We start from the raw sequence: 8,251 nt of genomic DNA, 5'->3' as shown, positions 1-8,251 counted from the left end.
CCGGGGCACGGTCGACGTGGCCCTGCTGCGCGGCGCGGTGACCGGCCCCGCGCGGTGAGCTCCAGGTGGTGGGTGGAGCGGTCGGCGAGCAGGGCGCCCAGATGGTCTTCGAGCTGTCGCAGGGTCCGCGAGAGCGCGGGCTGGCTCAGCCGGAGCCGCGCGGCGGCGCGGGTGACGTTGCCCTCGTCGGCGATGGCGAGGAAGGCCCGCAGATGCCGCAGCTCGATGGTCATGCCTTGGGAGCATAACCGGGGCCCGGCCACGACCCCGCCCGTCCCCCTCGTCATCGCCTGGCGCGCGGGCCCCGGACACCCGGCCGTCCCCGACCTGGTCGCCCTCGCCCACGCGATCCTCGCGGAGTGAGCGCGGGGCCCCTCGGTTACCGCTGATGGCCCAGTCGCCCCGGTCGGCGTGCCGGAACGTGTGTCCTGGCTCAGGCTGGATACGCGGTCACCGCACCGACCACGCCCGACGAGGGAGCAGAGTGTCATGGGAGCCGATGTGTTCCACTCGGAAGTGCCCCTGACGGTGAACGGCGAAGTCCGCCGCACCACCGTCGACCACCGCTCGACGCTGCTGGACGTGCTGCGGGAGCAGCTCGGCCTGACCGGCGCCAAGAAGGGCTGCGACCACGGGCAGTGCGGTGCCTGCACCGTTCTCGTGGACGGGCGCCGGGTCAACAGCTGTCTGCTGCTCGCGGTGGCCCTGGAGGGATGCGAGGTCACCACCGTCGAGGGCCTCTCCCCCGCCGGGAGCGACGACCTGCATCCGCTGCAACGGGCCTTCGTCGACCGGGACGCCTTCCAGTGCGGCTACTGCACCCCGGGGCAGATCTGTTCCGCCGTCGGCGCCATCGCCGAGGCCGGGGCGGGCCGTGCCTCGCACGTGACGGACCCGGCCGCCGCCACGGGCTCGCCCGTGGAGCTGACCAGGGACGAGATCCGGGAGCGGCTCAGCGGCAACATCTGCCGCTGCGGCGCCTATCCGCACATCGTCGAGGCCGTCGAGGACGTGACGCGATGAAGTCCTTCAGATATCTGCGCGCCCACAGCGTCGAAGAGGCGACCGCGGCGCACGCGGGCCGCCCCGGCTCCCGCTACCTCGGCGGCGGCACCAACCTCGTGGACCTGATGAAGCTCGGCGTGGAGACGCCCGGGACGCTGATCGACGTCAGCGGCCTGCCCCTGGACACCGTCGAGGAGCTGCCCGACGGTTCGGTGCGGGCCGGGGCCGCCGTCCGCAACAGCGACCTCGCCGCCCATCCCCTGGTCCGCGACCGCTACCCCGTCCTCGCCCAGGCCCTGCTCTCGGGTGCGTCGGGACAGCTACGCAACGCCGCGACCACCGGTGGCAACCTGCTCCAGCGCACCCGCTGCCCCTACTTCCAGGACCTGGGCAAGCCGTGCAACAAGCGGGAGCCCGGCACCGGCTGCGGCGCCCGCGAGGGCGTCAGCCGCGATCACGCCGTACTCGGCCACTCGCCGCAGTGCGTCGCCACGAACCCCTCGGACATGGCGGTCGCGCTCGCCGCGCTCGACGCCCAGGTGGAGCTGCACGGGGCGCGCGGGCGCCGGACCGTACCGGCCGCCGACTTCCACCGGCTGCCCGGGGACCGCCCCGACCTGGACACCGAGATCGCGCCCGGCGAGCTCATCACCGGCGTCCGGCTGCCCGCCACGACGGCGAACCTGCCCTCGGCCTACCGCAAGGCCCGCGACCGCGCCTCGTACGCCTTCGCGCTGGCCTCCGTGGCCGTCGTCCTCGATGTCGCGGACTCCGCCGTGCGCGAGGTGCGCATCGCCTTCGGCGGCCTCGCCCACCGGCCCTGGCGTGCCCTGCGCGCCGAGCGGGCCCTGCGGGGCGGCCCGGCGACCGAGGAGGCCTTCCGGCAAGCCCTGGAGAGCGAACTCGCCGCCGCCGAGCCGCTGCCGGACAACGCCTTCAAGGTGCCGCTCGCCCGGAACATCGCCTGCGACGTGCTGCGGCGCCTGAGCACGGCATCGCCCGCCGTCTGAACTCCCCGCCGTCCGACTCCCAGGGAGAAGAGATCCATGCCGGACACCACCAGCGCTCTCGGGGCGCCCACCGAGCGCAGGGAGGGTCCCGCCAAGGTGACCGGGACCGCCCCCTACGCCGCCGAGCACACGCCCGAGGGCTGCGCCTACGCCTGGCCCGTGCCCGCCACCGTGGCGCGCGGCGAGGTCACCTCCGTCGACGACACGGCGGCGCTCGCGGTGCCCGGCGTCGTCGCCGTCCTCACCCATCTGAACGCGCCGCGCCTGGCCGAGGCGGACGACGCGATCCTCGCCGTGCTCCAGGACGCGCGGGTCCCCCACCGCGGCTGGTACGTCGCCCTCGTCGTCGCCGACACCCTGGAGGCGGCCCGCGAAGGCGCCGCGGCCGTCCGCGTCGACTACTCCGAGGAACCGCACGACGTCACCCTGAGCACCGGCAACCCCGAGGCCTACGTGCCCGAGGACACCGACGGCACCTCGGGCGAGCACACGCGCGGGGACCCCGACAGCGCCTTCGCCGCCGCCCCCACCCGGGTCGACGTCACCTACGAGGTGCCGCCGCTGCACAACCACCCCATGGAGCCGCACGCGTCCACCGCCCACTGGCAGGACGGCCGGCTGACCGCGTACGACTCCAGCCAGGGCGCCACCACCGTCCGGCAGGCCCTGGCGAGCCTGTTCGCCATGGACGAGGAGCGGATCACCGTCGTCTCCGAGCACGTCGGCGGCGGCTTCGGTTCCAAGGGCACGCCCCGGCCGCAGGTCGTCCTCGCCGCCATGGCCGCACGCGAGACCGGGCGGCCGGTCAAACTCGCGCTGCCCAGGCGCCAGCTGGCGACCGTGGTGGGCCACCGTTCGCCGACCGTGCAGCGGCTGCGGCTCGGGGCGGAGGCGGACGGCACGCTGACGTCCGTGATCCACGAGGTCACCTCGTACACCTCGCGCATCAAGGAGTTCGTCGAGTCGGCCGCCGCCGTCACCCGTGTCATGTACCCCTCGCCACACGCCCGCACCGGTCACCGGGTCGTGCCGCTCGACGTGCCGAGCCCGTCGTGGATGCGGGCTCCCGGCGAGGCCCCGGGCATGTACGCGCTGGAGTCCGCCATGGACGAGCTCGCCGATGCGCTCGGCATGGACCCCGTGGAGCTGCGGCTGCGCAACGACACCCGCACCGAACCGGACAGCGGCAAGCCCTTCAGCAGCCGTCACCTCGCCGAGTGCCTGCGCGAGGGGGCCCGGCGCTTCGGCTGGTCCGCGCGCGACCGGCGCCCCCGCACACACGCCGAGGGGCCCCTGCTGATCGGCACCGGAGTCGCATCGGCGACCTATCCCGTGCTGGCCGCCCCCTCCCGGGCCAGCGCCCACGCCTACCCGGACGGCAGTTTCGTCGTCCGGATCAACGCCACCGACATCGGTACGGGCGCGCGCACCGTGCTCGCCCAGGTCGCCGCCGACGCGCTCGGTGTCCCGGTGGACCGTGTGCGCGCCGAGGTCGGCAGCAGCGACCTGCCCTCGGCGCCGCTCGCGGGCGGCTCGTCCGGGACCGCCTCCTGGGGCTGGGCCGTGCACGAGGCCTGTACGCGGCTCGCCGGGCGCCTGGCCGGGCAGCGGGGGCAGCAGCTTCCGCCGGAGGGCGTCGGCGCCACGGCCGACACCGAGGGCACCGCCGACGCCGAGAGCGACTACGCGCGGCACTCCTTCGGGGCGCACTTCGCCGAGGTCGGCGTCGACACCGTCTCCGGAGAGGTGCGGGTGCGCAGGCTGCTCGGCGTCTACGCGGCGGGGCACATCCTCAACGCCCGTACCGCGCGCTCGCAGTTCATCGGCGCGATGACGATGGGCCTGGGCATGGCCCTGACCGAGCACAGCACCATGGACGAGCCGTTCGGCGACTTCGCGGAGAGCGACCTCGCCTCGTACCACGTACCGGTCAACGCCGATGTGCCCGAGATCGAGGCGCACTGGATCGACGAGGACGACCCGCATCTCAACCCCATGGGCAGCAAGGGCATCGGGGAGATCGGCATCGTCGGCACGGCGGCCGCGATCGGCAACGCCGTGCACCACGCCACGGGGGTGCGGTTCCGGGAGCTGCCGATCACGCCGGACCGGGTCCTGACCATGTCCTGAGCATGTCCTGACGGGGTCCAGACGGCGGCGTGGCTCAGGAGGCGGCGCGGGCCCGGCTCTCGCGGGTCCAGGCCACCACCTCGTCCGCCGTCCACGTGGTGACCACCCGCTCGGCGGGGACCCCGCACTCCTCGGCCCGCGCACACCCGATCACCTGCCAGTCGAGCTGGCCGGGGGCGTGCGCGTCGGTGTCGACGGAGAAGAGGGTGCCCGCCGCCACGGCGCGCGAGAGGAGCCTGCGCGGCGGATCGAGCCGCTCGGGGCGGCTGTTGATCTCCACGGCCGTGTTCGCGGCGGCGCACGCGGCGAAGACCTCGTCCGCGTCGAACTGCGACTCCGGTCTGCCGCGTCCGGTCACAAGACGTCCCGTGCAGTGCCCGAGGACGTCGGCGCGCGGGTCGCTGACGGCGCGGACCATGCGGCGGGTCATCGCGTCGGCGTCCATGCGCAGCTTGGAGTGCACCGACACGACGACCACGTCCAGGCGGTCGAGCAGCTCGGGCTCCTGGTCGAGGGAGCCGTCGTCGAGGATGTCGCACTCGATGCCGGTGAGGAGCCGGAAGGGCGCCCAGGTCTCGTTGAGTGCGGCCACCACGTCCAGCTGCTCGCGCAGCCGCTCGGGCGACAGGCCGCGGGCGATGGTCAGGCGCGGCGAGTGGTCGGTGAGCACCGCCCACTCATGGCCGATCGCACGTGCGGCTCGCCCCATCTCCTCGATCGGGCTGCCGCCGTCGGACCAGTCGGAGTGCAGATGGCAGTCACCGCGCAGCAGCGACCGCAGCTCGCCGCCGCCCTCGGCGAGCGGTTCACGGGCCTCACGTTCGAGCCGCTCCAGATAGCCGGGCACACCGCCGGCCAGCGCCTCGCGGACCACGCCCGCGGTCTTGGGCCCGACTCCCTTGAGCTTCTCCAGGCTGCCGTCCCCGGCCCGGCGCGCGGCCTCGCCGTCCGCGAGGCCCGCGATGACCGCCGCCGCGTTGCGGAAGGCCCGTACGCGGTAGGTCGGCTCCCGGCCGCGCTCAAGGAGAAACGCGATCCGTTCCAGCGCCTCCACGGGCTCCATCGACACCTCCGGCCACCGGTCGCTTCGGCGGTATACGCCGTGCTCCAGCCTCGCCCATGACGCGCCGCGGGGCGCGCTGAGCGCTCGGGCCGGGGGCACCGGCCCGGGGTGTCAGCCGGAGGGCTCCTGGGCGTCGGGGTCGTCCTCAAGGGCCGTCTGGTCGGAGTCGCCCTCGTTCCGTCGCTTCGTGCCGCCCTCGTCCGTCTGGGGGACGTCCTTGCCCGAGCTCTCCTTGCCGCCCTCGTCGGCCGCCGCCACGTCCATGTCCAAGGGGTCGTGCTCGTCCGTGGCCTGCTGGTCCGGAAGATCCCTGGGGATGGGCTCGCCGTCCTCGCCGGGTGCCGCGGGATTGCGCTCGACCATGGTCTTCTCCGTTCGCCGGGTATGCCGTACGCCATATGCCGTATGCCGTGTGAAACCGCAGGTACCCGCCGCCGCCGTCCCGACACACCGCACGCCGCGGTGGGTTCACGCCGCCGCGGGCCGCCCCGCGTGCCCGCTCCCGGCGTCGGCCTCGGCGCGCACGCGGGCGCAGCTCCGGCTGATCAGCCGTGAGACGTGCATCTGCGAGATGCCGAGTTCCTCGGCGATCCTGCTCTGCGTCATGTCCTCGAAGTAGCGCAGGTAGAGGATGGTCCGCTCGCGCTCGGGAAGCCGCCGCAGCCCGGCCCTGGCCGCCTCGCGGTCGTTGACGTGGTCGTACGCGGGGTCGGTCGCCCCGAGGGTGTCGGCGAGGCTGAACCCGTCGGACTCGGCGGAGGAGACCTCGGCGTCCAGCGACAGGGCGCTGTAGCCGTCCATGGCCTCCATGCCGTCGCGGACCTCGGCCTCGGTCAGACCCGCCTGCTCGCCGATCTCCGCGGCGGTGGGCTCGTGGCCGCTGCCGCCCGGACGGTCGAGGAGTTCGCGGCGCGCGGCACGGACCTTGTTCCGCAGTTCCTGTACCCGCCGGGGGACCCGCACGTCCCACATGCGGTCGCGGAAGTGGCGCCTCAGTTCACCGGTGATGGTGGGCACCGCGTAGCTCTCGAAGGCGCCGCGCCCGGGCTCGTACCGGTTGACGGCCTTCACCAGGCCCATCGCGGCGACCTGCTGGAGGTCTTCGAGGCTTTCGCCCTTGTTGCGGAAGCGCCCGGCGATCCGGTGTGCCATCGGCAGCCACGCCTCGACGATCTCCGCGCAGAGCGCCTCGCGTTCGGGCCCGCTCCCCAGAGAGGCGAGGCGGGCGAATTCCACCGCCGTGTCGGGAGCGTCGCTGTGGGAGTTCCGGTGCGCGGCCGGACGGCGGCGCGCGGAATGTGCGGTGATATCTGTGAGCATGGGAATAACGCCTCTCGACGGTGCCGTCAAACAAGTGACCGCGAGAAACGGGGTGCCCCGGTAACAGGCATCCACCAGGAGCAGAACACACCGCTCCCCGCGAACGCGCCTCCGGTCCGAAGCACGGTATTCGCCTGCCCTTCGCATGCGGACCCAAACAGCCGCCCGCGCGAAAAGCCCGAACGCGTACTGAGGCCGTATCGGATGACGATCAGACGTTCGGCGGGTAGCTCGTCCAGGGGGCGTCCGGGGATGCCTTGCATAGGTTGTCCGGGACGGGGCACACGCGCCCCGGGTGCGATCGCGTCGGAACGGCCTTCGGACGCTTTCCTCACCGGTCGGCCGCATTGGGGTGCGGCCGACCGGCCTCCTCTCCCCCGCCCCCGCCGCGCCCGCGCGGCAGCCGGGTCACCGCTCGCCCGCGAGGACCTCGCTGTCCAGGTGGGCCAGCATGTCGGCGGGGTCCGCGTACACGGCACCGGCCCCGGCCGCCTCCAGATCGGCGCGCGGGATGCCGCCCGAGAGCAGCGCGACGGCGCGTACGCCCGCCTTGGCCGCCGCCTTCATGTCCCACACCGAGTCGCCGACGAACAGCGCGTCGTCGGCGGTGCAGCCCGCGATGTCCAGGGCGTGGTGGACGGGGTCGGGCGCGGGCTTGCCCGAGGAGACGTCGTCCGCGCTCGCCACGCCCGCGATGACGTCGTCGGCGTCGATGGCCCGGCGCAGCGCGTCCAGTTCGAAGCCGCCCGCCGAGGTGGCGAGCACGATGCGCAGGCCACGCTCGTGCAGGGCGTACAGCAGGTCGCGCGCGCCGTTCAGGGCCGCGAGGCGGTTGAAGTACGTGCCGTACAGGGTGCTGTGCGCGTCGCTGATGCCCGCGTCGGCGTCGGTGTCGCGGTCCTCGCCGAGGCAGTGGGCGACGAGATCGGTCGAGCCGAGTCCGATGGCGTGGTGGATCTCGCGCATCGCGACCGTGTGGCCCGCCTGCCGGAAGGCCTCCCACCAGGCCACCACATGCAGGTGGTTGGTGTCGGTGAGGGTTCCGTCGACGTCGAAGAGCGCCGCACGCGCCATGGATTCAGCCCTTTCGTGTCTCATTCTTTTCTTTACCTGGAATCGCGCTTCTTGTTCTCGTGAATCTCTTCCTGCGCCTCGGGGCTGGGCGTCAGGGTGTCGCCCGCTTCACCGTCGTGCCGGTGGTCGGGGAGACGCGTTTCCGCCGCCTCGACTTCGTCGAACACCTCTTCCGCGGCCGTTTCGGCGTGATTCCCGCCCTTGCCGCTGTGCTTCTTGCCGTGCTCGGCGTGCTTGTCGGCGTGCGTCTGCTTGTGGTTCATGAAAACGGTCCTTTCTTCAGTGCGTTTGAGGGCTTCAGTGCGTCTCCGCGATCACGAAACCGCTGCGCGGCTTCGTGGGCATCCGGTTCAGGGGGATGCGCAGGTCCTGGTCGGGGACGCGGTAGTCGAGCCGTGCCAGGCGCGGCAGCAGGGTGCTCAGCACCGCGAGCGTGACGTCCTCACCGGGGCAGCGGTGCCCCTGGGAGGCCTCGCCGCCGCCCTGCGGCACCAGCTCGTCGCGCCCGGGCTCCCGGCCCACGAACCGCTCGGGGTCGAAGGTGTACGGGGACTCCCACAGCTCGGGGTCGTGGTTCTGCCCGTACAGGTCGAGCAGGACCAGCGCGCCCTCGGGGATGTGCTCGCCGTGCCAGGCGACGTCGCGCGGG

Annotated in this window: 11 protein-coding genes; 4 read left to right on the top strand and 7 right to left on the bottom strand. The window is 73.2% G+C overall.

Features of this window, described 5'->3' with window-relative positions:
- The coding region (locus AB8Z36_RS26315; protein WP_369215861.1) for a helix-turn-helix domain-containing protein at positions 1-233 on the bottom strand (233 nt) is incomplete at its 3' end.
- On the opposite strand from AB8Z36_RS26315, the gene AB8Z36_RS26310 reads away from it, so the two are divergent.
- The 4 genes from AB8Z36_RS26310 (at position 232) to AB8Z36_RS26295 (ending at position 4,145) form a co-directional block, all read left to right on the top strand.
- On the top strand, positions 232-363 hold the full coding sequence (locus AB8Z36_RS26310; RefSeq protein WP_369215860.1) for a hypothetical protein: 132 nt from the start codon (positions 232-234) through the stop codon (positions 361-363). The genes AB8Z36_RS26315 and AB8Z36_RS26310 overlap by 2 nt on opposite strands.
- Before the next feature lie 126 nt (positions 364-489).
- The gene (locus AB8Z36_RS26305; protein WP_369215859.1) at positions 490-1,023 is read left to right on the top strand and encodes a 2Fe-2S iron-sulfur cluster-binding protein; all 534 of its coding nucleotides are present in this window, start codon (positions 490-492) and stop codon (positions 1,021-1,023) included.
- A complete protein-coding gene (locus AB8Z36_RS26300) occupies positions 1,020-2,015 on the top strand; it encodes an FAD binding domain-containing protein (RefSeq protein ID WP_369215858.1) in 996 nt (331 codons plus the stop codon). The genes AB8Z36_RS26305 and AB8Z36_RS26300 overlap by 4 nt, the downstream gene beginning before the upstream one ends.
- 36 nt (positions 2,016-2,051) lie before the next feature.
- Entirely contained in the window at positions 2,052-4,145 is a 2,094-nt protein-coding gene (locus AB8Z36_RS26295) for a xanthine dehydrogenase family protein molybdopterin-binding subunit (RefSeq protein ID WP_369215857.1), read from the top strand.
- Positions 4,146-4,179: 34 nt separating this feature from the next.
- Here AB8Z36_RS26295 and AB8Z36_RS26290 read toward each other — a convergent pair whose 3' ends face one another.
- The 6 genes from AB8Z36_RS26290 to AB8Z36_RS26265 all read right to left on the bottom strand — a co-directional run.
- Positions 4,180-5,208 carry a PHP domain-containing protein gene (locus tag AB8Z36_RS26290; protein WP_369215856.1) on the bottom strand — a complete coding sequence of 343 codons (1,029 nt, stop codon included), beginning with the start codon at positions 5,206-5,208 and terminating at the stop codon, positions 4,180-4,182.
- Positions 5,209-5,319: 111 nt separating this feature from the next.
- On the bottom strand, positions 5,320-5,571 hold the full coding sequence (locus AB8Z36_RS26285) for a hypothetical protein (protein WP_369215855.1): 252 nt from the start codon (positions 5,569-5,571) through the stop codon (positions 5,320-5,322).
- A 105-nt stretch (positions 5,572-5,676) separates the two neighbouring features.
- The gene (locus AB8Z36_RS26280; RefSeq protein ID WP_369215854.1) at positions 5,677-6,528 is read right to left on the bottom strand and encodes a SigB/SigF/SigG family RNA polymerase sigma factor; all 852 of its coding nucleotides are present in this window, start codon (positions 6,526-6,528) and stop codon (positions 5,677-5,679) included.
- A 408-nt stretch (positions 6,529-6,936) separates the two neighbouring features.
- Entirely contained in the window at positions 6,937-7,602 is a 666-nt protein-coding gene (locus tag AB8Z36_RS26275) for an HAD family hydrolase (protein ID WP_369215853.1), read from the bottom strand.
- Between the two features lie 32 nt (positions 7,603-7,634).
- Positions 7,635-7,865: a hypothetical protein gene (locus tag AB8Z36_RS26270; RefSeq protein WP_369215852.1), complete on the bottom strand. Its 231-nt coding sequence runs from the start codon at positions 7,863-7,865 to the stop codon at positions 7,635-7,637.
- A 34-nt stretch (positions 7,866-7,899) separates the two neighbouring features.
- Positions 7,900-8,251: cytochrome P450 (locus tag AB8Z36_RS26265; RefSeq protein WP_369215851.1), on the bottom strand; the 352-nt coding region annotated here is incomplete at its 5' end.

It is taken from the genome of Streptomyces flavofungini, assembly GCF_041028215.1.
Classification (GTDB): Bacteria; Actinomycetota; Actinomycetes; order Streptomycetales; family Streptomycetaceae; genus Streptomyces; species Streptomyces flavofungini_B.
This window is presented reverse-complemented; position numbering and strand designations above follow the sequence as displayed.